This window comes from Candidatus Pelagibacter sp. HIMB1505 (assembly GCF_052047915.1).
In the GTDB taxonomy this organism is placed as follows: domain Bacteria; phylum Pseudomonadota; class Alphaproteobacteria; order Pelagibacterales; family Pelagibacteraceae; genus Pelagibacter; species Pelagibacter communis_A.
The window spans coordinates 376,260-399,140 of sequence record NZ_JBNAIR010000001.1 but is presented as its reverse complement, the minus strand read 5'-3'; the positions used below and the strand labels follow the sequence as shown (position 1 = coordinate 399,140).

The window sequence follows — 22,881 nt, the reverse complement described above, 5'->3', positions numbered from 1 at the left end:
TAAAAATGAGTTATTTAATTTTAGTGCGGCATGGACAAAGTGTTTGGAATCTTGAAAAAAGATTTACTGGTTGGGTCGATGTAGATTTAACTGAAAATGGTAAAGAAGAGGCAAAAAAAGCAGGTGAGTTAATCAAAAATTCAGAAATTAAAATTGATGAATATTTCTCATCTCTTCAACTTAGAGCAAATAATACACTAAAGATTATTCAAAAAATACTTAATGATGAAAGAGACTTTGTAAGAGCTTGGGAACTTAATGAAAGACATTATGGAGCACTAACTGGGCTTAATAAAATTGAGATGGGCCAAAAACTTGGTGAAGAAAAAGTTTATCAATTTAGAAGATCTTGGGATCTAAGGCCTGATCCTCTAGATAAAAAAAGTCCATACCATCCATTAAATATTAAAGTTTATAAAGATATAGCAGTAGAAAATATTCCTGATACAGAGTCCTTAAAAGATACTTATGAAAGAGTTACAAACTATTTTAAATCACAAATTGAAAATAGAATAAAAAATAAAAATTTTTTAATTTCTGCGCATGGAAATTCTATTAGAGCTTTATGTAAATATTTATTTAAACTTGATGAAAATCAAATAGCTAAATTAGAAATTCCTACAGGTAATCCTTTAGCAATAAATATTAATGAAAATTTAGAAATTTTAAGTTGCGAATATTTGGATAAAGAAAGAGCTAAAGATCTAGTAGTTTATTAAATGTTTCAAGATCAGTTGCATGATAAAATTTCAGCTTGCTCTCGAAGCCGCTTAATAAATTATTCTTAATCAAATCTGACCAAATTTCAGAGATTGAAAAATTTTTTATCTGTCTATCTTTAAAAATTGATTTATTTAAAATTTGACAACCTGTGTATATAAAACTTTTATGATCTTGGGTGATTAAATTATTATTTAAATTAAAGTCACCTTTTAAATTTTTGTCAAAACTTAATTTTCTATCTACTAATAAAAGTAAATTTTTTAGTCTTTTTTTAAAATATAAATCAATCATAGTCTCAATTTCTGATGAATAATTTTTGTTCCAAATTGTATCAGGATTAAATACTAAAAAATCATTTTCATTAATTTTACTAATTAAGTTAAGAATTCCTCCTCCTGTATTCAAAATAGCATTACCATCTTCAATCACCTTGATTTCTATATCAAAATTATTTTCTTCAATAAATTTGTTTATTTGTTCTTTTAGATAAAAAGAATTGATAAAAATTTTTTTAATACCGACTTGCTTGATAAGATTTATACAATGTTCCAATAATGTTAGATTTTTGATTTTTAAAAGTGGTTTTGGTGTCTTTAAAGTAATTGGATTTAACCTTTTACCAAATCCCGCACATAATATTAAAGCAGTATTTATTCTCATTTTTTTTTCTCTAAAACTTTGAGTAAATTATTTAAGTCTTTAAAATTATCATTTTGAGATCGGAGTTTAATTAGTTTCCAGGTATAAGGAATTAATTGAAGATATTTTTTTTTATTATCTCTAACTGCTAATCTTGTAAAAATTCCAATAATTTTTAAGTTCCTCAAAACAGATATAATTTCAAAATCATTTTTAAAATATTTCTTATTTAATTTTTTTTGTGTTTTTAAATAAAAGTTGTAGATTTTATTTTTCAAAGCAACTGAAGTTTGAAATCGAACATCATCAATCAGGGATGCTAAATCATAAGTTTTATTTCCTATCAAGGCATCTTGACTGTCAATTACACCAATATCATTTTTAACTACCATTAAATTAGATATATGAAAGTCTCTATGAACAAATGTATCATTTTTGAAATGAATTTTTTTTATCAAAATTTTTATAATTTTATTGAATGAATTTTTGAATTTTTTTTGTTCAGATTTTTTTATTTTATTTTTAATATACCACTCTGTGAAAAGTTTAGCTTCTTGCTCTAAAATTTGATGAGTATATTTTGGAACTTTATATATTTGATTTTGAAAATTGATTACTTTTTTTTGAGAAATTGATTGAATTCTATTAAGTAAATTAACTATCTTTTTGTAAATATTAATTTTGTTAATTCTTTTGTTCTTAAAAAGATTAAATATAGTTTCGTTTCCAAAATCTTGAATTTCTATAAAATTTTTTGAATAATTTTGAGATAACAACTGGGGTGCAGTGATTTTATTTTTAATCAAGATTTTATTTATAGAATCATAAACCAACAAATTAGATTTCTTATCTTTTTTTGAGTAAACAATGATAGAAGAAACTTTATTATATTTTTTTCTGTAAAAAATCCTCGATGAAGCATCACCTTTTAATCTTTTAAATTTTTTTGAAAAATTCATTTATCGAATAATTTTAATACACCTATCTTTAAAATCATTTTTATACTCAAAAAACAGTTTAGTTACATTTTTAGGCACTTCTTTTATAATTTGAGGCCATTCTACTAATACAATTTCTTTTTCATTATTTTCAAATAAATTAAGGTCATTTAATTCCTCAGACGATTTTAACCTATAAAGATCATAATGTTTGACCAATAAATCCCCTATAAGATATTCATTCATGATATTAAATGTGGGACTTGTTATTTCAGTAATATCTTGATTAAATTTAAGCTGTAAGTTGTTTATGAGGTATTTTACAAAAGTTGTTTTGCCAACTCCCATTTCACCAAATAAAAAAAATACAGTTCCTTTTTCAATTTTTTGATTAAGATCTTTTGCAAACTCTTCTAATTTTTTTTCAGTGGAAATATCTATGTTACTACTTTTAGTAGCGGTATGCATCGGGTTTAAAAGGACCTTCAGTCCCAACACTTATATAATCTGCTTGATCTTTAGAAAGCTTAGTAAGTTTTGCACCAACTTTTTTCAAGTGAAGCATTGCTACTTTTTCATCTAAATGTTTAGGAAGCACATAAACTTTGTTTTCATATTTTTGATGATTATTCCAAAGTTCTATTTGTGCGATAACTTGATTGGTAAAGGAAGCACTCATAACAAAACTTGGATGCCCAGTAGCACATCCTAAATTTACTAATCTTCCCTCTGCTAATAAAATTATTCTTTTTCCACTTGGTAATTCTATTTCATGTACTTGTGGTTTTACTTCAGACCATTTGTAATTTCTTAAAGCTTCAACCTGGATTTCATTATCAAAATGCCCAATATTACATAAGATTGCTCTGTCCTTCATATTTCTCATATGATCAGCTGTAACAATATCTTTATTACCTGTTGCAGTAACCACGATATCTGCTTTATCGATCGCTTCATCCATCAAAACGACTTCATAGCCTTCCATAGAGGCTTGTAAGGCACATATTGGATCTGCTTCGGTCACTAGCACTCTTGCACCACTCTGTCTTAAAGATGCTGCACTACCTTTTCCAACATCACCAAAACCAGCTACTATTGCAACTTTACCTGACATCATCACATCAGTTGCTCTTCTAATTCCATCTACAAGACTTTCTCTACAACCATATAAATTATCAAATTTTGATTTAGTAACTGAATCATTCACATTAATAGCTGGAACCATTAAAGTTTTATTTTGTTCCATTTTATTTAAAGCTTTAATTCCTGTGGTTGTTTCCTCTGAAACACCTTTGACTTCTTTAAGTAATTCTTTGTAATCATTGTGCATCATGGCTGTTAAATCACCACCATCATCTAGCAACATATTTGGTTTCCAATCTTTTTTTCCTTCAATTGTTTGTTTGATACACCAAATGTACTCTTCTTCCGTTTCACCTTTCCATGCATAAACAGGTATTCCTGCTTTAGCTATTGCAGCTGCAGCATGGTCTTGAGTTGAAAAAATATTACAAGATGACCATCTAACATCAGCTCCAAGATAAACTAAGGTTTCAATCAATACAGCAGTTTGAATTGTCATGTGAAGACAACCAATAATTCTTGCACCTTTTAATGGTTTTTGATCGCCATATTCTTCTCTTAATGCCATCAATCCAGGCATTTCACTTTCTGCTATTGAAATTTCTTTTCTTCCAAATTCTGCTTGAGAAATATCTTTTACTTTAAAATCATCCATGAGTGTGGCTTCTAACAATATTATTTTGGATTATCAACTAAACTTTATGCTCTAGAAAAAATTATTTCTAAATTAGCTCCTCTTTTATCTGTTCTATTTAAAGCGTTTATAGAGGCATTATGAAGATCAGTTAAGTTTTTTACAATATTCAAACCCAAACCAGAATGTTGGCCAAATTTATCAGGTCTATTACTGTAGAATCTTTTAAATATTTTCGATGTATCCTTCTCTTTGAATCCAGGACCTTCATCAAAAATATTGATAATTATTTGTTTTTTTGAATTTTGTGAAATCTTTATATCAATAGTCTTATTATCTTCACTAAATGAAATCGCATTATCTAAAAGATTTGCAATAATTTGCTCTATTCTATTTTCTATTCCATTAATTTGATAACTTTTATTTCCATCATTTGAAAATGAAACGGTAATACCTCGTTTGGTTTGATAAATATTATTATAATCATCAACTACTGATTTAATAATTGGTATCAAATCAATTTTTTTAAATTTCTCTTTACTTAAAGCAACCTCATCTTTTAATATTTGTGAATAATCTGTAATTAATCTCTCAATTCTTTGAACGTCATGACTTAAAATATTAATTAGTTTTAATCTTTCATCTGTTTCTTTTGTTTCGCTTAAAATTTCAGAAGCACTTTTTAAAGAAGCCAAAGGATTTCTAATTTCATGAACAAGATCTGTAGAAAAATTTTCAGCATGTGATATTCTTTTCTGAAGCTCTAAAGTCATATCATCTAATGATTTTGACAATAAACCTAGTTCATCATTTCTTACTTTTAAATTATCAATGTTAATTTTTTTGTGCTCTTTATTTTTTATCTTATTTGTGTAGGTGACTAAATTTTGGATAGGTTTTAAAAAATATCTATTAAGCACAAATGAAAATATTAAAATTACAATACCAACAGCAAATGCAGTTCTGATAACAAAAGTTTTTCTTTCATCAATTGCAGCCCTTATATCATTGGCATTTTCAGTAATTGCTACAAAGCCAATATTAACATCATTTCTAAAAACATTTTTTATTGTTGTTAATTTAAAATTGTTAAATTCTTCCTGGGTGAATGTAAAAGGTATGCCAAAATTTTTTGATCCCGCATAATTAAAGAGAATATCTTGAAGAGAGACAAGATTATCATTTCCAATATTTATATTTTTTTTTTCAGTAATTTCTTTACTTTTTTCCTCATTTAAAACTTCTAATTCAACTATATCTAATCTGGAAGAAAATGATCTTGGGTCAAGATCAAGAGTATCCGTATCACCAACTAAATTTAATTGATTATCAAAAAAAATTACACGATCAAGACTTTGAAAGATAAATCTTGTTGAAAATAAAAACTTTCTAATATCTTCTTCATTAAATTGAATTTCTAACCTTTCTAAATTATCAATAGTATTATTAATTATCTTAATATGATTAGATGATTTATTTTTGATCAAATTTGGTTGTACATTTTTTAAATATAGAAATGTGAATAGACCTAAAACTGAAAAAAAGATTAAATTTATAAATAAAAATTTTTTTAAAATTGATAGATTTTTTAGGAGATAATTAAACATTAACTAACATTCCATCTATATCCACTTCCATATCTAGTTTCTATAGCTGAAAAATCAGGATCAACTTTTTTGAATTTTTTTCTAATTCTCTTAACATGACTGTCAATTGTTCTATCCTCAATATCTGTATCTTCTCTATAAGCTATATCCATCAGTTGTGCTCTTTCTTTTATAATTCCAGGTCTTTTAGCTAATTCCTTAACTATTAAAAATTCTGTTGTTGTCAGTTTATCAGGTAATTGATGACCATTCCATTCACACTCTAATTGAGATGGATCTAGTTTTAATTTTCCATGAGCAATAATATTTTTATTTTCTTCAATGTTAGTATCAATATCTTTTTTTCTAAGTTGAACTCTTATTCTTTCAATCAAAACTTTTATAGAAAAACCACCTGACTTTTTTATAAAGTCATCAGCACCAAGTTTAAGACCTAAAAGTTCATCTACTTCATCATCTTTGGACGTTAAGAAAATCACAGGCAGTGAAGTTTTTTTTCTTAATTTTTTTAATAATTCTTCACCATCCATTTTAGGCATTTTAATATCTACAACTGCAAGATCTGGTGGAGTTCTCGTTAATCCAATTAAAGCACTTTCGCCATCAATATATGTCTGAACTTTAAAACCTTCTTTTTCTAAAGCTATACTTAAACTTGTTAAAATATTTCGATCATCATCAACAAGTGCTATAGTTTGTTTGTGCATGAGTTAATTTAAAAATACTAAATTGTTCTAATTTGGGCAATTAATTAAATTAATGTAATTCGCCCCAATTATTACCACTATTAATATCAACAGTAAGTGGGATTGAGAATGAATGATAATCACTATCTGCAACACTTACCATTTCATCTTTTATGATCTTCATCATCTTTTTAATCTCACTTTTTTTTACTTCAAAAATTAATTCATCATGAATTTGAAGTAACATTTTAGATTTAATTGATTTTTCATCTTTTAATTTTTTATCAATTCTAATCATTGCAAGACGCATAATTTCAGACGCTGATCCCTGAATTGGAGCATTAATAGCTGCTCTTTCCTGAAAATTTCTTACATTAAAATTTTTATCATTTATGGAATTAAAATGAGATCTTCTTCCAAAAATATTGTTTACATACCCACTTTTTCTACAAAACTTAACTGTATTATCCATGTAAATTTTAATTTCTGGAAATTTTGCAAAATAAGCATTTAAGAACTCCTCTGCTTCATGATTTGAAACATTAATTTGCTTTGCCAGCCCATACTGTGAAATTCCATAGATAATACCAAAATTTATAGCTTTTGCTTTTCTTCTTTGGTCCTTATCTACTTTTTTAATATCAACATTAAATATTTGGCTTGCAGTTAATGAATGAATATCCTCATTATTTTTAAATGCTTTTTTTAATTCTTTAACATCTGCCAAATCAGCTAATATTCGCATTTCTATTTGATTATAATCTGCAGAAATAAGAACATTATCTTTTTCAGCAATGAAAGCTTTTCTAATATCTCTACCATCTTCAGTTTTAATTGGAATATTTTGTAAATTTGGATCACTTGATGCTAATCTTCCTGTTGTGGTCGCGGCGAGGAGAAATGAAGTGTGAATTCTTTTTGTATTAGGGTTTAAATGTTCAGGAAGAGAATCAGAATAAGTATTCTTTAATTTTGATAATTGTCTCCAATCTAAGACTAATTTTGCAAATTGATGACCTTTAAATGCTAAATCTTCTAATACTGAAGCACTAGTTGCAAAACTTCCTTTTTTCGTTTTTTTCAATCCAGCTATCTTTAAATCATTATAGATAACTTCACCCAACTGCTTAGGAGATGCAATATTAAAATCTTTCTTTGAAATTTTAAAAATTTCTTTTTGAATTTTTTCAATTTTTTTTTCAAACTTTGAAGACAATGAATTTAAAAATTTATTATCAATTTTAATACCTTCGATTTCCATAAAAGCTAAAATTTTAATCAAAGGCTTCTCAAAAATTTCATAAATATTAAATAATTTTTCAGATTTAAGGCTTTTATAAAATTTTTTATAAAGTCTGTAAGTAACATCTGCATCTTCTGCTGCATAATCCTTTGCCTTATCTACCTCTACCTCACTAAAATTAATTTCTTTTTTTCCTGTTCCAACAAGGTCTTTAAATTTAATAGGTGTATGATTTAAATGAATTTCTGAAAGAGTATCCATATTATGTCTATTTTTCCCAGCATCCAACACATAGGACATCAACATAGTATCTTCCATAGAATTAAGAGTAATTCCATTTTTGTAAAAAACAATAAAATCAAATTTTATATTTTGACCAATTTTTTTAATACTTGGATCTTCTAAGAGTGGTTTTATTTTTTTTAAAACCTCTTTGATATTTAAACTTTTTTTAGATTTATGTCCTACAGGTATATAACAAGCTTTACCAATTTTTGAACTTAGAGAAATTCCAACTAAATTTGCTTGATTTGGATCTAAAGAGTCTGTTTCAGTATCTACTGCTACTTCTCCAATTTCTTCTGCCTCGTTAATCCATTCATCAATTTCATCTATTTTATTTATTAAATAATAATTTTTATTATTGAGTGGTTTTGGAGATTCAGTTGTGTCTTTTTTTTCACTCTTAGAAATTAAATTTGGTTCTCCATATGCAGAAATTACTGAGCTCAATAAACGATTAAATTCCATTTCTCTTAGAAATTCATAAAGTTTATCTTTATCTATCTCTTTTAATTTAAATTCAGTAAGTTCTCTATCCACAGGTGCATCATGCTTTAAAGTAACAAGCTCCTTACTAATTAATGCCTTATCTTGGTTTTCAATTAAAGTTTCTCTTCTTTTATTCTGTTTAATCTCATGGGTACATTTTAAGAGTTTCTCTAAAGTTCCATATTTGTTTATTAACTCTGCAGCTGTTTTAACCCCTATACCTGGTACACCTGGAACATTATCACTACTGTCTCCAGCTAAAGCTTGAACATCGATTACCTTGCTGGCATCAACACCAAACTTTTTAAATACATCATCTTCATTAATAAATTTATTTTTCATAGGATCAAAAATACGAACACCTTTTTTATACAATTGCATCAAATCTTTATCTGAAGAAACAATAGTTACTTTTGCTCCTGATTTTAAAATTTGATCAACATATGTTGCTATAAGATCATCTGCTTCATAATTTAAAAGGTCCACAGATGGTAAATTAAAAGCTAATACTGACTTTCTTATATATTCAAATTGAGGAGCTAAATCATCTGGTGCCTCTGATCTATTAGCTTTGTAATCGCTGTAAATTTCGTTTCTAAAAGTTTTTCGAGCAGAGTCAAAAATTACTGCAAAGTGTGTTGGTTTTTGAAGATTTTCGTTTGATTTAGAATCTTCTAGTAACTTAAACAACATGCTGCAAAACCCGCTTACAGCACCTGTCGGCAGTCCATCACTTTTTCTAGTTAAAGGAGGTAAAGCATAATAAGCTCTAAAAATATACCCTGATCCATCAATTAAATAAAAATGATCTGTTTTTTGAATTTTGCTCATTAAATGTAAATTTTATAAATCGTATTATCATCTATTAATACAAAAAAACATTTTCAATTGTCTAAAATTTACCACTAGAATATCAAATGAATAAAGGTTAGTATTAATTATGGAACTTATAAAACAAAACTTTCAAACAAAATTAATTAAATCAATATTAGCAGTTGTACTAGGTTCAATTGTTTTAACAATTTCTGCTAAAATAAAAATTCCTTTCTACCCAGTGCCAATGACGATGCAAACTTTTGTGGTATTGTTTTTGGGTTTAAATTTTGGTTATAAAATTGGTTTATCTGCTGTAGGTCTATATTTATTGGAAGGTATAGTTGGTTTGCCTGTTTTTTCAAATTCACCAGAAAGAGGAATTGGATTAGTTTACTTTACTGGCCCCACAATGGGATACTTGATCGGGTTTTTATCAGCTTGTTATCTTGCAAGTTTTGTAAAATTAAATGATAATTTTTTCATAATATTTTCTAAACTTACTTTGGCAGTATCAACTATTTATATATTTGGAGTTATATGGCTTGGTACTTTAATAGGCTGGGACAAACCAATTTTTAATTTGGGTGTTGCTCCGTTTTTGTTAGCTGAAGCTTTTAAAGTATTGTTATTAAGTTTATTAGTTAAAAAAATAATTAAATTGAAAAACTTTATCTAGGAGATCTTTTAGATAATATTCTCTGTAACGTCCTTCTGTGCATTTTAAGTCTTCTTGCAGTTTCTGAAACATTTCTATTACATAATTCAAATACTCTATGAATATGTTCCCACTTAACTCTATCAGCTGACATTGGATTTTCAGGTGGAGCTGCTTTTTTTGAGGGATCAGCTAACAATGCTTTTTCTACATCATCAGCATCTGCGGGCTTTGCCAAATAATCAATTGCGCCCTCTTTAATAGCTGCAACAGCAGTTGGTATATTTCCGTAACCAGTTAACATTATAATTCTACTTGATGAATTGGATGTCTGAATTTCTTTCACTACTTCAAGACCATTACCATCTGCTAATCTTAAATCTACAACTGCGAATCCTGGTTTTTTAACTTTAACTGTATCGATTCCTTTTTTTACACTTTCAGCTTGTAAAACTTCAAAGCCTTTCTTTTCCATGGCTCTAGATAATCTCTCCCTGAAAGGGTTATCATCATCTACGATAAGTAAGGATTTATTGTCAAAATCACTTAAGTTTTGAAGAGTGGCTTCGTTTTTCATGAAGCTTATATGGAGATTATTTCACGAAATGCAATAGAAAATTATTTGCTTTACATGCCTTTATTATTGGCTTAATTGCACGATTTATAAAAAGTTTTTTAAGAAATTAATAAGCTTTTTTTTTATTAAATTTTTTTTTGGAGACAAATAAATGCAAAAATTTAAATCAGTTGAAGATTTAGTAAATCAACTGAAACCTGAAAAACCTGTTTACTGTATCAGAAAAAAATCAGTATTTTCAGCATCATCTTTTTTTCAAAAAAACTTTCCTGGTGATATTTTATATGCAGTAAAAACAAACCCTCATCCTTTGGTTATTAAAACCTTGCTTGAAAGTGGAATAAAACAATTTGATGTTGCTTCAGTTGAGGAAATTGAACAAGTAAGAAAATACTCAAGTACAGCTAAATGCTCTTATATGCATACGATTAAAAGCCCTGAAAGTATAAGGAAAGCTTATTTTAAATTTGGAGTAAAAACTTTTTCTTTAGATACAAAAGAGGAACTGATTAAGATTATAAAAAATACTGATAATGCAAAAGACTTAGAATTATTTGTTAGAGTTGCAGTTTCAAATGAACATGCGGAAATTGATCTATCCAAAAAATTTGGGGCTTTAAATTCTGAGGCTTTAGGGCTTCTTAGATTAGCGAAACAATATGGTGAAAAAGTAGGATTAAGTTTTCACGTTGGATCTCAATGTATGCACCCTATTTCATATGCCAAAGGAATTACTGAAATTGGAAATATAATTAAAAAAACTAAAATAACGCCAGATTATATTAATGTTGGAGGTGGATTCCCTACAATATATCCTGATTTAATCCCTCATAATTTAATGGAATATTTTAGTGAAATTAAAAAAGGCTTAGAAAATCTAAAGTTTGAAAAAATGCCAAAAATTATTTGTGAACCTGGTAGAGCTTTAGTTGCTGAAAGTGGATCAACAATTGTTAGAGTAAATTTAAGAAAAAAACAAAAACTTTATATTAATGATGGAACTTACGGGACACTGTTCGATGCTGGTACACCAAATATTGTTTACCCTTCAAAAATGATAAAAGAAAATTCAAGTAAAATTATTTCAAAAAAAATGACTGCTTTTAATTTCTATGGTCCTACATGTGATAGTATGGATTATATGAAAGGTCCATTTGTTCTCCCAAATAATATTAAAGAAAATGATTATATAGAGCTTGGCCAACTTGGAGCTTATGGACTAACTTTTAGAACTCAATTCAATGGATTTTACTCTGATGAAATATACGAAGTTGAGGATGATCCAATTATGAGCCTTTATAATAAGGACATTAGTAAAGCTACACTAGTTGCTTAATGTCAAAAGATAAAAATCTTAAACATAACAGTAAAAAAGATTTCCTTAAAAATCCTGTAGAGCACATCGACATTACTTCTTTTGACTCAAGACCAATTATCTCTTCAATGGAAAAAATGTCTTTTGTCTCAAGAGAAACGGCCAATGCAGCAAATATATTTAACGATATGATTAAAGATAAAGAATGTACAATTTTTTTAACTTTGGCTGGTTCTACTTCAGCAGCTGGTTGTATGAGTATCTATAAGGATTTAGTTAAATATAATATGGTTGATGCTATTGTTGCGACAGGTGCATCTATAATTGACATGGATTTTTTTGAAGCACTTGGCTTCAAACACTATCAAGGTTCACAATTCCAAGACGATACTGAATTAAGAAAAAACTATATAGATAGAATTTATGACACCTACATTGATGAAGATGAATTGCAAATGTGTGATAAAATCATTGGTGATATTGCAGATACTTTAGAGCCTAGAAGTTACACTTCGAGAGAATTTATCTATGAAATAGGTAAATATCTTAAGAAAAATTCAAAAAAGAAAGATTCATTAATTGAAACTGCTTATGACAACAATGTTCCAATATTTTGTCCTGCATTCACTGACTCAAGCGCTGGATTTGGTCTTGTAATGCATCAAGAAAGAAATCCAAAAAAACATATGACTATAGACTCTATTAGGGAATTTAGAGAACTAACAGAAATCAAAATAAGATCTAAAGGATCAGGATTATTTATGATCGGAGGTGGAGTGCCTAAAAACTTCATTCAAGATACAGTGATCTGTGCTGAACTATTAGGTAAAGAAGTTGAAATGCATAAATATGCTGTTCAAATAACTGTGGCTGACTCTAGAGATGGTGCGTGTAGTAGCTCAACCTTAAAAGAAGCAAGCTCATGGGGGAAAGTAGATATAACTAAAGAACAAATGGTTTTTGCAGAAGCAACTAGCGTTTTACCATTAATTGCAAGTGATGCTTATCATAAAGGTGAGTGGAAAAAAAGAGATAGAAAAAACTTTACAAAGATTTTTGGATAAAAATTGAATTACCTTTCTAATAAAAATGGATTTCTAGGAATAGATAATAAATTTAATTTTAGGGAAAAAGTTGTAATTGTTCCATTTGGTTTAGAAAAAACAGTTAGTTATGGAGGTGGTACCAAAAATGGTCCAAAAGAAATAATTAAAGCTTCTCATCAAGTTGAGCTATATGATGAAGAACTTAATTGTGAACCTTATAAAGAAATTGGAATTAAAACACTAAAACCTTTCAAAATTGATAAAAATATTAATAAGGCACTAGATAAGATGGCTTCAATTAATGATAAAATATTAAATAAAAAGCTTTTTCCAATGACTTTTGGAGGTGAACATTCAATAACACCTGGTTGTTTAAAACCATTTGTAAAAAAAAATAAAGAAATCTGTCTTCTTCATTTTGATGCTCATGCTGATTTAAGAGATAGCTATGATGGTGAAAAATTTTCACACGCTTCTGCAATTAGAAGATGCTTAGATTATCCAAATGTATCTGTTATTTCATTTGGAATAAGAAATATTTCACAAAGTGAAATTCCTTTTTTAAAAAAAAATTCATCTAGAATTAATATTTTTTGGGCAAAGGATAAAGCCAAGTGGAATTTAAATAAATTCAAAAAAATGATAAAAAATAAAACTGTCTATCTAACTTTTGATGTAGATGGACTAGACTCGAGCATAATGCCAGCCACTGGTACCCCTGAGCCAGGAGGTTTGCTTTGGGATGAAACTTTAAAAATTATTAGAATTGCCTCAAAAAATTCAAATATTATTGGTGCAGATATTAATGAACTTGCACCTATTAAAAATTTTAATTCCTATAATTTTTTAGTAGCAAAATTGGCTTATAAAATATTAAGCTATAAGTTTTTATCTAAGAAACTGGCTTAAAAGTATTCAAAAGCACTCTAAAAGGAATTAGCATAGCTAAAGCTACAATTAACTTAACTGATAAATCTCCAAAAGATAACGTTACCCATGGTACTCCTGTTGCATAAAATGAAATTGAAAAAAATAAGAAAGTATCAACTACTGAACCAATGATAGAGGAGGTTAATGGCGCTATAAACCATTTTTTCTTTCTTAATCGATCAAAAATTTGAACATCTAGCAATTGAGCTACAAAAAAGGCTATTCCAGAACCAAAAGCAATTCTAATTGAGATCAAATCTTGAAAATTTGTAGAAAATAAAACGGTAGAACTTACACCAATAAAAAAGCCTACATAAACAATTTTTTGCGCAATTAATTTTCCAAAAGATCTATTTGCTAAATCAGTGATTAGAAATGCAATTGGATATGTAAACGCTCCATATGTCAAAATTTCACTTAAACCATAATGATTAATTGGAAACTGAACAAGATAATTAGAAGATAAAACAATCACACCCATCACAAATGATAGGAATATAAAAGTTTTATTCATTAAGCTGACTTAGATGCTGCCGTTTTTTTTTGAAATGGAGATTTAATTAAAATACTTTTTTTTAATTTTTTAAGTCTTGGTGATAAATTTTTATTTTTAACAACTTTTAAAAACTCATCAAAGCTACCTTTTTTATCAACTGATCTTACTCCTGCATTACTAACAGTTAGTTTAAGACTTCTTTTTAAAAGTTCACTTGTAAATTTTACTTTTTTTAAATTTGGTAAAAATCTTCTTTTTGTCTTATTGTTAGCGTGACTAACGTTATGGCCCTTCATAGGAATTTTACCGGTTAATTCACATTTTTTTGACATTGTAGCCGACTATATAAGGGGTGATGAGGTTAGCGTCAAGTTAATAGAATTAAATTTTATTATCTATTTCCTATTATTTCACTAAAATTTTTAACTCCATCTTTTTCTAACAGCTCAGCTAGATCATTTTTTATCAAGTTTACAATATTTGGTCCTTTATAAACCATACCAGTATATAGCTGTACTAAATTGGCACCTGATAAAAATTTATTATAAGCACTTAAACCTGAATCTATACCTCCAACACCAATAATTTTTATTTTCCCATTTAAGTATTTATAAAATTTATTAATCAATAAATTAGATTTATCTTCTATAGGTTTTCCCGATAGACCTCCTTTTTGGTGTTTTTGAATATCCCTTAATTTTTCCCTAGTAGCGTTTGAGGTATTTGAAATAATTACAGCTTCAATATTTTTGGACAATATAACATCTGAGATTTTTTCTATTTCATTGTCTTTAATATCCGGTGCAATTTTTACTACTATAGGAATATCAGACTTTAAATTTTTTTTTTCATTTTCAATTTCTGTTATCAATTCATCTAATTTTGTTTGATCATGAAGATTTCTTAAATTTTCAGTATTAGGTGAGGAAATATTAATAGTTATATAGTCTGCTAACGTGTTAAATGTTCTTATTCCAATCAAATAATCCTCTAGCCTATTTTTCGTATCCTTATTCGGTCCTATGTTAATTCCAAGTAGTCCTATTTTAGGGTTTTTTTTAATTCTTAATTCCACATCTTGAGCTCCACGATTATTAAAACCTAATCTATTTATCAAAGCTTCATCTTCGACTAATCTAAATACTCGTGGTTTAGGGTTTCCATATTGACTTAAAGGGGTAACCGTTCCAACTTCAACAAACCCAAAACCTAACTTAAATAATTGGTTATATACTTCTGCATTTTTATCAAAACCCGCGGCCATACCAATAGGATTGCTAATTGATTTATTGAAGATTTTAGTTTTGAATAATTCTTCATTATCATTTTTATCAAAAATGTTTGGTACAAAATTTAGTTTTAAAGATTTAATTGCTAGGTTATGAGCTGTTTCTGGATCTAACTTAAATATTAATGATCTTAAATTTGAAAACATTATTTAATTTTACTCATTATAAGCTCTTTAGTTTCATTAACACCAAAAAAACTTATAAAAAAACCCATACGTGGTCCATTCTCATCGCCAAACACTACTTGATAAATTAACTTAAACCAGTCTCTCAGATTTTCAGCATATCCATTTTCTTTGCCGGTAGAATAAATTAATGTTTGAATGTCCTCAGGAGACATTTGGTCATTACATTTCTCAAGATTCTTAACAAGTGCTTCTAAAGCAATTTTCTCCTCTTGATTTGGTTTTTTATAGTTTTTTTGAGATTTAATTACATCATTAAAATATTTTATCGCGTAGCTTACTAGGCTATCAAAAATTGGAAAGTTCTCTTCATTTATATCTGGTTTGTATTTTTTAACAAATTTCCAAAGAAGATCTTTTGAATCTGCATTACTTGTTTCAACTAAATTTAACAACATCGAAAATGACATAATTGAATTTTCTTTTGGGATTTTTCCATTATGAACATGCCAAACAGGGTTCATGAGCATTTTAAGTTCATCTTGATTTTTTGCTTTTTCAATAAAATCTAAATATTCGTCTACTGCTTTAGGTACGATTTCCTTGTAAAGTTTTTTTGCTCTTTTTGGATTTTGATACATATACAAAGACAAACTTTCTGGTGATGCATATTCTAACCATTGATCAATTGTGATCCCGTTACCTTTTGATTTAGAAATTTTCTCTCCTTTCTCATCCAAAAATAATTCATAAGCAAATCCAGAAGGGTTATTTTTTCCAATTAATTTAATAATTTTTGTAGATAAAATCGCACTTTCTATAAGATCTTTTCCATACATCTCAAAATCAACATCAAGCGCATACCATCTCATTGCCCAATCTACTTTCCATTGAAGCTTACAATTGCCGTCTAAAATACTTTTTTCTAATTTTTTTCCTTCATTATCAAAAATGATTTTAGAATTATTCTTATCAATTTCTAAAACGGGTATCTCTAAAACGTGACCAGTATCTGGGCAAATAGGCAGAAATGGACAGTAAGTTTTTTGTCTTTCCTTTCCCAATGTAGGCAAAATTATATTCATGATACCATCATAATTTTCTAATATTAGCTGTAGCGCTGAATTAAAAAAACCTGATTTGTATAATTTTGTTGAGCTTTTAAAATTATATTGAAATTGAAAACTATCCAAAAATTTTTTTAACATTTCATTATTATGCTCACCAAAACTATTAAACTTTTCAAAAGGATCTGGAACTTCTGTTAATGGTTTGTGCAAATTATCTTCTAATAGTTTTTGATTTGGAACATTGTCTGGAACCTTTCTAAGACCATCCATATCATCAGAAAAAGTTATAATTTCTGTTGGTAAGTCAGTTAATTGCTTTAAAGCATTAACCATCATAGAAGTTCTGGCAACTTCTCCAAACGTTCCGATATGTGGTAACCCACTTGGGCCATAACCTGTTTGAAGTGTAATTTTACCTTTTTTTTCAATTAATGATTTTCTTTCACGAAGCATTTTTTTAGCTTCAACGAATGGCCAAGCATTAGTTTTATCTAGGTTTTCTTTTTTTATCATGAATTACACTTTTTATTATAATGAATTTGCCAATTCTTATAGTGTTGAAATTTATTTACCATAAAATAATGTTCTCTCAAAATGTCTAATTATAAAACAGTTTTTTTTACACTTGGTATTTTACAAATAATTTTAGGTGTATTCATGTTTATTCCAATAATTTTTCAGTTTATTTATTCTGAAATAGACTCATCTTTTTTTGGAGCCTCTCTTGTTACAATAATTTTTGGTACATTATTTTTTTTGTCAAATTTAGACCATGATAAAAAAATAACTCTACAACAAGCTTTTCTTCTTACAGCTCTCTCTTGGTTAAGTATTGCAATATTTGGTTCATTACCATTTATCTTTTCTGATTTAAATTTTTCATTCGTAAATGCTTTTTTTGAGAGTATGTCTGGAATTACAACAACAGGATCTACAATTATTTCAAATCTAGATGAAATGCCTAAAGGTATATTATTATGGAGGGCAATTCTTCAATGGTTAGGTGGAATTGGAATAATTATTATGGCAATAACTTTAATGCCAATAATGAATGTTGGTGGAATGCAACTTTTTAAAATTTCTAATAACGACTCATCAGAAAAGATATTACCAAAGTCTAAAGAAATAGCTCTTAGACTAATTTATATTTACACATTATTAACTTTGTTATGTGGATTAACTTATAAAATTTTTGGCATGAGTTTTTTTGACAGCTTAACGCATTCAATGACCACAATAGCAACTGGAGGTTTCTCTAATTATAATGAATCTATTGGATTTTTTGATAGTGTTTCAATTGAAATTTCTGCAATGATTTTCATTATCTTAGGTAGCTTACCATTTATTGCTTATATTAAATTCATCAGTGGAGATAGAAAAATAATATTTAATGACGTTCAAGTTAAAACTTTTTTTAAGATAATTATTGTAAGTATAATAATACTATCAATATATCTTCTTATAACTGGATCTGCAGATCTAAATCTTAGATCTATATTTTTTAATATAATTTCAATACTAACGGGTACAGGCTATGTAAATGCTGAGTTTGATACATGGGGAAGCTTCACGCTAATACTTTTTTTAGGCTTAATGTTTATTGGTGGATGTGCTGGATCAACAACTTGTGGTGTTAAAATATTTAGAATTCAAATACTATATCTATTTGTTGTAAATCAACTTAAGAAAATAATTTATCCAAAAGGTGTTTTTGTCCTAAAATATGATCAAAATCCTATTGATAACAAGTTCATATCATCAATTATCTCTTTTATTTATATGTACTTGGTTATTTTTTTCATTTTAACTGCTTTATTGTCTTTAACTGGATTAGATTTCATTACCTCAATATCAGGAGCCGCAACATCAATATCCAATGTAGGTCCAGGACTTGGATCAATAATTGGTCCAAATGGAGACTTCTCAACTCTACCTGATATTTCTAAATGGATTTTAACATTAGGGATGATACTTGGTAGACTTGAGCTGTTTGCAATATTGGTATTATTTCTTCCTTCATTTTGGCGTAACTAATTATGATTGAGATTAAAAAACAATCATTGTCAGAAACATTTTCAATTTATTTTGATCAGAGAATGTTCAAAATTCTTTTACTGGGCTCAATATCAGGTTTTCCATGGGTTCTTATAGGAAGTAGCCTTAGCCTATGGTTAAAAGAAGATGGTTTAAGTAGATCTACAGTGGGTTGGGCTGGGTTAATTTTTGCTGTTTATGCTTTTAATTATTTATGGGCACCTTTAGTTGATCGAATTCAAATTCCTTATTTAACAAAAAAAATTGGTCATAGACGTGGATGGATTGTTTTGATGCAATTGATTATTTTAAGCTCACTTGCCTTATGGAGTTTAATAGACCCTACTGAAAATTTAGCACTAGTGATAAGTGTTGGTCTATTAATTGCAATAGCATCAGCGACACAAGATATAACTGTGGACGCTTTACGGATCGAACAAATAGGTGAAAATGAGGGAAAATCTATGGCTGCTGGAGCTGCAATGGCAGTTGTTGGTTGGTGGAGTGGTTATAAACTTGGAGGAGTAATTGCTTTATTTTCTGCAGACTATCTTCAAAGTTTAGGAATTGAAAACTATTGGCAACTTACATTCTTAATACTTGGAGTATTAATTATCTTAATGAATATCGGACTAATGTTCGTAACTGAAAAAAACTCAGAAGAGAGAATAAAAAGACAAGCTTTAAACGATAAACTTATCTCAGATAAGCTGGGTGATAATAATTTTTTTTCTAAATTTGCTGTGTGGATTAGTGGTACTATTAGTGGCCCAATAATAAGTTTTTTCAAAAAAAATGGTTTTTCAATTGCTTTAGGAATACTTGGCTTTGTTTTTCTCTTTAAAGTTGGAGAGGCATTTCTTGGTAGGATGTCTATAATTTTTTATAAAGAAATTGGGTTTAGTAAATCAGATATTGCAATTTACTCAAAAACATTAGGTTGGATTACAACAGTAGTGTTTACTTTGCTTGGTGGACTTTTTGTTATTAGATCAGGAGTTTTAAAAGCTATGTTTTTAGCTGGTATTATTATGGCTACAACCAACATACTTTTTAGCGTTTTAGCATGGAGTGAAAAGTCTGAATTACTTTTTGCAATAGCAGTAATATTTGACGATATAGCTGCTGCGTTTGCAACAGTTGCTTTTGTTGCTTTTATATCTTTATTGGTTGATAGAGCTTATACGGCTACTCAATATGCTTTACTTGCTTCTATTGGTACTGCTGGCAGAACGACATTAGCTTCTTCTTCTGGAGCACTTGTTGATTGGTTAAATGGAAACTGGGGTTTATTTTTTATCTTAACAGCTTTAATGGTTATCCCTTCCCTACTAATACTTTGGTCAATGAGGAAAAAGTTAAAAATAGTTGATGAATAATTTTTATAATAAATCAATTGGAAATATTTATTCTAAAACTTCAACAAAATCTGAAGTTACGTCTCAGATTTTATTTGGAGAAAAATTTAAAATACTTTCTAAAAATAAAAATTGGGTAAAAATTAAAACTAGTTTTGATAATTACATTGGTTTTATAAAAAAAAGTAAATTTATAAAAATACATAATCCTGATTTTAAAGTTTTTTCTTCAAAGAGTCCTGTGTTCAAAAAAATTAATAATAAATTTATTAAAACAAACGATCATTTATATTTTTCTAGTTCAATTACTAATTTTGAAAATAAAAAAAATTATATTAGGTTTGGGAATAACAAATGGGTCAATCGGAAAAATTTAAAATCAATCAAATATACAGATAAGAATTATAAAAAAATTTTTAAAATTTTTTTAAATACAAAATATCTTTGGGGTGGAAAAAGTGTAAATGGTATTGACTGTTCAGCTTTAATTCAAATTTTTTTTAAATTTAATGGAGTTTTTTTTCCTCGAGATACAAAAGATCAAATTAGATATTGTAAGAAAAAAACAATTAAAGAATTTCAAGCTGGTGATATTATTTTTTGGAAAGGCCATGTTGGCTTGTGTATAAATAAATCAAAATTTATTCACGCATATGGACCTAGAAAAAAAGTATTAATTATGGGTATCAAAGAAACCATTAACCTCATTCATAGAACTGCAAATCTTAAAATTAAAAAAATAAGTAATATTAAAAATTATTAATTTCTTCCAAAATCAGGTTTATCAATATCCTGTTTTAATTTTATAATTTTTGTTCTTACTTTTTTGGTATTTATTAATTTGTTGAGAATTGATCTATTATTTTTAGTATTAATATCTTTTTTAAAAGAATTTAGATTTTTTATAAAAAGATCAATTGCTTTAGAGATATTTTTTTTATTATTAAAAAAAATATCTCGCCACATAATTTCATTAGAAGCGGCAATTCTTGAAAAATCTCTTAAACCTCCAGCACTATATTTTATAAGATCGTATTTTTCTTGTTTTTCAAAATCTTGAGCAGATTTAACCAGATTGTATGCTATTAAATGCGGTAAGTGGCTCGTGATAGAAAAAATTCTGTCATGCTTATCAATACTCATCTCAACTAATTTAGAGCCAATTTTTTTCCAAAATTTTTTAAGCTCAGAAAGATGCTTAAGATTAGTATCTTTTTCTTTTATTAGTACACACCACTTATTTTCAAATAAATTTTCTTTACCATGTTTTGGTCCGCTTACTTCTGACCCAGCTATGGGGTGACTTGAAGTCCAGAAAATATTCTTTTTAAGATGTTTATTTATAATTTTGAATGACTCTTTTTTAGAAGACCCCACATCTGTAATAATATGCTTGGATGTCAAATGCTTATTCATTTTTAATATTAGATCTTTATAAGAACTCATTGGTGTGCATAAAATTATCAAATCAGATTTTTTTACCCCCTCTGCAAAGTTTGAAATTATAGTTCCACCAACACTTAATTTTTTTATTTGAGATACATGTTTTTTAGATTTTTCAAAAATAAAAACTTTTTTTGCAATTTTTTTTTGATTAATTTTTCTCAATAGAGAGGATCCGAGCAAACCACATCCAATTAATAGAATATTTTTCATTTGTCTAAAATTCTTTTTGCAATACTTATAAATTTTAAGTTATCTAATTTCGATCCAATAGTTAAACGTAATTTATTTTCAATATCATATCCTTCGTCAGTCGATCGTAAAATAATACCTTTATTTTTTAACCTGTTATAAAATTGTTTAGCTTTTATTTTTGCCTTAGAAAAATCTAAAAACAGAAAATTAGCAGTCACTGCGTTAGAATATATTTTATACTTTTCTAAAAAAAGTTTTATCTTTTTCGCATAAAATAAATTGTGTTTAATTGATCTCTTAATAAAGCCTGTATCTTTTAAAGCTTCTACAGCAGCTAATTGAGCTATTTTGTTAACGTTAAACGGAGGCTTAATTTTATTAAGCTCATCAACAATTTTTTTTGCTCCATATCCCCAACCAATTCTTAAAGCTGAAAGACCATATATTTTAGAGAAAGTTCTTAAAATAAAGACATTATCTAAATTTTTAAAAAGCTTTAATCCAGAAGAATAATCTTTATTAACCATGTATTCACAATATGCATCATCAACAACTAGTAAAATATTCTTATTTAATTTTTTTCTTAAATTTAAGAGTTCTTTTTTAGTTAAGTATGTACCTGTTGGATTATTTGGATTTGCCAGAAATACAATTTTGGTTTTACTAGTAATATTTTTTAAAATTTCTTTGGTTGAAATTTTAAAATTATCTTCTTTTGCAAACCTTACTTTAGCACCCACAATTTTTGAATAAATCCTGTACATCAAAAAGCTATACTTTGGTACAACTACTTCATCATTAGGTCTTAGATATAGCTGACAAAGCATTTGGATTACCTCATCAGAGCCTGCGCCACAAATTATTTTATCAATATTGCAATTAAATTTTCTCGCTAATTCTTGTCTTAAATTATTGGATTTGCTGTCAGGATATCTAAAAATGTTTAAATTTTTATCAGACAAAACCTTTTTAACTTTGCTACTTACACCAAGTGCAGACTCATTTGCTGAAAGCTTTATGATTTTTTTTAATTTTCTGACATTTGACTTTCCTGGCTTATATGCCTGAATATCTATTTTTTTAAAAGCAGGTATTGTCATGTTTCTAATATTTAATTCCTTATAATTAAAATAGTTAAATATTTATACTGAATTAGTTTATTTTTTTATAAAATTGACAATATCTGTCTCTTCTAGTACAAATTTTTT

General features: G+C 27.7%; 22 protein-coding genes. 8 read left to right on the top strand and 14 right to left on the bottom strand.

The window, feature by feature from the left end:
• Window positions 1-5: 5 nt before the first annotated feature.
• On the top strand, window positions 6-719 hold the full coding sequence (locus ACTTAU_RS02085; RefSeq protein ID WP_438306002.1) for a 2,3-bisphosphoglycerate-dependent phosphoglycerate mutase: 714 nt from the start codon (window positions 6-8) through the stop codon (window positions 717-719).
• Here the strand turns inward: ACTTAU_RS02085 and ACTTAU_RS02080 are convergent.
• The 7 genes from ACTTAU_RS02080 to polA are packed head-to-tail and all read right to left on the bottom strand — an operon-like array spanning window position 697 to window position 9,155.
• Window positions 697-1,383 carry a sugar phosphate nucleotidyltransferase gene (locus tag ACTTAU_RS02080; protein WP_438306004.1) on the bottom strand — a complete coding sequence of 229 codons (687 nt, stop codon included), beginning with the start codon at window positions 1,381-1,383 and terminating at the stop codon, window positions 697-699. The two genes, ACTTAU_RS02085 and ACTTAU_RS02080, sit on opposite strands and share 23 nt — an antisense overlap.
• Complete coding sequence (locus tag ACTTAU_RS02075; RefSeq protein ID WP_438306005.1) at window positions 1,380-2,321, bottom strand: phosphotransferase; 942 nt, start codon at window positions 2,319-2,321, stop codon at window positions 1,380-1,382. Before ACTTAU_RS02075 ends, ACTTAU_RS02080 begins: the two co-directional genes overlap by 4 nt.
• Window positions 2,322-2,768 (bottom strand): tRNA (adenosine(37)-N6)-threonylcarbamoyltransferase complex ATPase subunit type 1 TsaE, encoded by a 447-nt coding sequence (tsaE, locus tag ACTTAU_RS02070; protein ID WP_438306007.1) that lies wholly within the window; start codon window positions 2,766-2,768, stop codon window positions 2,322-2,324. It abuts the gene before it with no gap.
• On the bottom strand, window positions 2,752-4,038 hold the full coding sequence (ahcY, locus tag ACTTAU_RS02065; RefSeq protein ID WP_085115070.1) for an adenosylhomocysteinase: 1,287 nt from the start codon (window positions 4,036-4,038) through the stop codon (window positions 2,752-2,754). Before ahcY ends, tsaE begins: the two co-directional genes overlap by 17 nt.
• Window positions 4,039-4,082: 44 nt before the next feature.
• Window positions 4,083-5,624: a sensor histidine kinase gene (locus ACTTAU_RS02060; protein ID WP_438306009.1), complete on the bottom strand. Its 1,542-nt coding sequence runs from the start codon at window positions 5,622-5,624 to the stop codon at window positions 4,083-4,085.
• Window positions 5,624-6,331 (bottom strand): response regulator transcription factor, encoded by a 708-nt coding sequence (locus ACTTAU_RS02055; RefSeq protein WP_085115068.1) that lies wholly within the window; start codon window positions 6,329-6,331, stop codon window positions 5,624-5,626. The genes ACTTAU_RS02060 and ACTTAU_RS02055 overlap by 1 nt, the downstream gene beginning before the upstream one ends.
• 49 nt (window positions 6,332-6,380) lie before the next feature.
• Complete coding sequence (gene polA, locus ACTTAU_RS02050) at window positions 6,381-9,155, bottom strand: DNA polymerase I (protein ID WP_438306011.1); 2,775 nt, start codon at window positions 9,153-9,155, stop codon at window positions 6,381-6,383.
• A gap of 109 nt (window positions 9,156-9,264) precedes the next feature.
• Here polA and ACTTAU_RS02045 point away from each other — a divergent pair, with 109 nt between their 5' ends.
• A complete protein-coding gene (locus ACTTAU_RS02045; RefSeq protein WP_438306012.1) occupies window positions 9,265-9,816 on the top strand; it encodes a biotin transporter BioY in 552 nt (183 codons plus the stop codon).
• Here the strand turns inward: ACTTAU_RS02045 and ACTTAU_RS02040 are convergent.
• Entirely contained in the window at window positions 9,809-10,372 is a 564-nt protein-coding gene (locus ACTTAU_RS02040; RefSeq protein ID WP_085115065.1) for an ActR/PrrA/RegA family redox response regulator transcription factor, read from the bottom strand. The two genes, ACTTAU_RS02045 and ACTTAU_RS02040, sit on opposite strands and share 8 nt — an antisense overlap.
• A 151-nt stretch (window positions 10,373-10,523) precedes the next feature.
• Here ACTTAU_RS02040 and ACTTAU_RS02035 point away from each other — a divergent pair, with 151 nt between their 5' ends.
• The 3 genes from ACTTAU_RS02035 to speB are packed head-to-tail and all read left to right on the top strand — an operon-like array spanning window position 10,524 to window position 13,642.
• Window positions 10,524-11,708 (top strand): type III PLP-dependent enzyme, encoded by a 1,185-nt coding sequence (locus ACTTAU_RS02035; RefSeq protein WP_438306014.1) that lies wholly within the window; start codon window positions 10,524-10,526, stop codon window positions 11,706-11,708.
• The gene (locus ACTTAU_RS02030) at window positions 11,708-12,751 is read left to right on the top strand and encodes a 1,9-bis(guanidino)-5-aza-nonane synthase (RefSeq protein ID WP_438306016.1); all 1,044 of its coding nucleotides are present in this window, start codon (window positions 11,708-11,710) and stop codon (window positions 12,749-12,751) included. Before ACTTAU_RS02035 ends, ACTTAU_RS02030 begins: the two co-directional genes overlap by 1 nt.
• Before the next feature lie 3 nt (window positions 12,752-12,754).
• Window positions 12,755-13,642 (top strand): agmatinase, encoded by an 888-nt coding sequence (speB, locus tag ACTTAU_RS02025; protein ID WP_438306018.1) that lies wholly within the window; start codon window positions 12,755-12,757, stop codon window positions 13,640-13,642.
• On the opposite strand, the gene ACTTAU_RS02020 is transcribed toward speB, so the two are convergent.
• Genes ACTTAU_RS02020 through ACTTAU_RS02005 form a run of 4 tightly spaced genes read right to left on the bottom strand, consistent with a single transcriptional unit; the run spans window position 13,626 to window position 17,156 of the window.
• Window positions 13,626-14,177 (bottom strand): queuosine precursor transporter, encoded by a 552-nt coding sequence (locus ACTTAU_RS02020; RefSeq protein ID WP_438306019.1) that lies wholly within the window; start codon window positions 14,175-14,177, stop codon window positions 13,626-13,628. The two genes, speB and ACTTAU_RS02020, sit on opposite strands and share 17 nt — an antisense overlap.
• Complete coding sequence (gene rpmB / locus ACTTAU_RS02015) at window positions 14,177-14,491, bottom strand: 50S ribosomal protein L28 (RefSeq protein WP_438306021.1); 315 nt, start codon at window positions 14,489-14,491, stop codon at window positions 14,177-14,179. Before rpmB ends, ACTTAU_RS02020 begins: the two co-directional genes overlap by 1 nt.
• Window positions 14,492-14,550: 59 nt before the next feature.
• Entirely contained in the window at window positions 14,551-15,594 is a 1,044-nt protein-coding gene (locus ACTTAU_RS02010) for a quinone-dependent dihydroorotate dehydrogenase (protein WP_438306024.1), read from the bottom strand.
• Window positions 15,594-17,156 (bottom strand): lysine--tRNA ligase, encoded by a 1,563-nt coding sequence (locus ACTTAU_RS02005; protein ID WP_438306025.1) that lies wholly within the window; start codon window positions 17,154-17,156, stop codon window positions 15,594-15,596. The genes ACTTAU_RS02010 and ACTTAU_RS02005 overlap by 1 nt, the downstream gene beginning before the upstream one ends.
• 81 nt (window positions 17,157-17,237) lie before the next feature.
• On the opposite strand from ACTTAU_RS02005, the gene ACTTAU_RS02000 reads away from it, so the two are divergent.
• Genes ACTTAU_RS02000 through ACTTAU_RS01990 form a run of 3 tightly spaced genes read left to right on the top strand, consistent with a single transcriptional unit; the run spans window position 17,238 to window position 20,798 of the window.
• A complete protein-coding gene (locus ACTTAU_RS02000; RefSeq protein ID WP_438306027.1) occupies window positions 17,238-18,677 on the top strand; it encodes a TrkH family potassium uptake protein in 1,440 nt (479 codons plus the stop codon).
• 2 nt (window positions 18,678-18,679) lie between these two features.
• Window positions 18,680-20,056: an AmpG family muropeptide MFS transporter gene (locus tag ACTTAU_RS01995; RefSeq protein ID WP_438306030.1), complete on the top strand. Its 1,377-nt coding sequence runs from the start codon at window positions 18,680-18,682 to the stop codon at window positions 20,054-20,056.
• Window positions 20,049-20,798 (top strand): NlpC/P60 family protein, encoded by a 750-nt coding sequence (locus tag ACTTAU_RS01990; protein WP_438306032.1) that lies wholly within the window; start codon window positions 20,049-20,051, stop codon window positions 20,796-20,798. Before ACTTAU_RS01995 ends, ACTTAU_RS01990 begins: the two co-directional genes overlap by 8 nt.
• Here ACTTAU_RS01990 and ACTTAU_RS01985 read toward each other — a convergent pair.
• Window positions 20,795-21,691, bottom strand: a complete 897-nt coding sequence (locus ACTTAU_RS01985) for a prephenate dehydrogenase (protein ID WP_438306034.1) — start codon at window positions 21,689-21,691, stop codon at window positions 20,795-20,797. The genes ACTTAU_RS01990 and ACTTAU_RS01985 overlap by 4 nt on opposite strands.
• A complete protein-coding gene (gene hisC / locus ACTTAU_RS01980) occupies window positions 21,688-22,773 on the bottom strand; it encodes a histidinol-phosphate transaminase (protein WP_438306035.1) in 1,086 nt (361 codons plus the stop codon). The genes ACTTAU_RS01985 and hisC overlap by 4 nt, the downstream gene beginning before the upstream one ends.
• Between the last annotated feature and the right edge of the window lie 108 nt (window positions 22,774-22,881).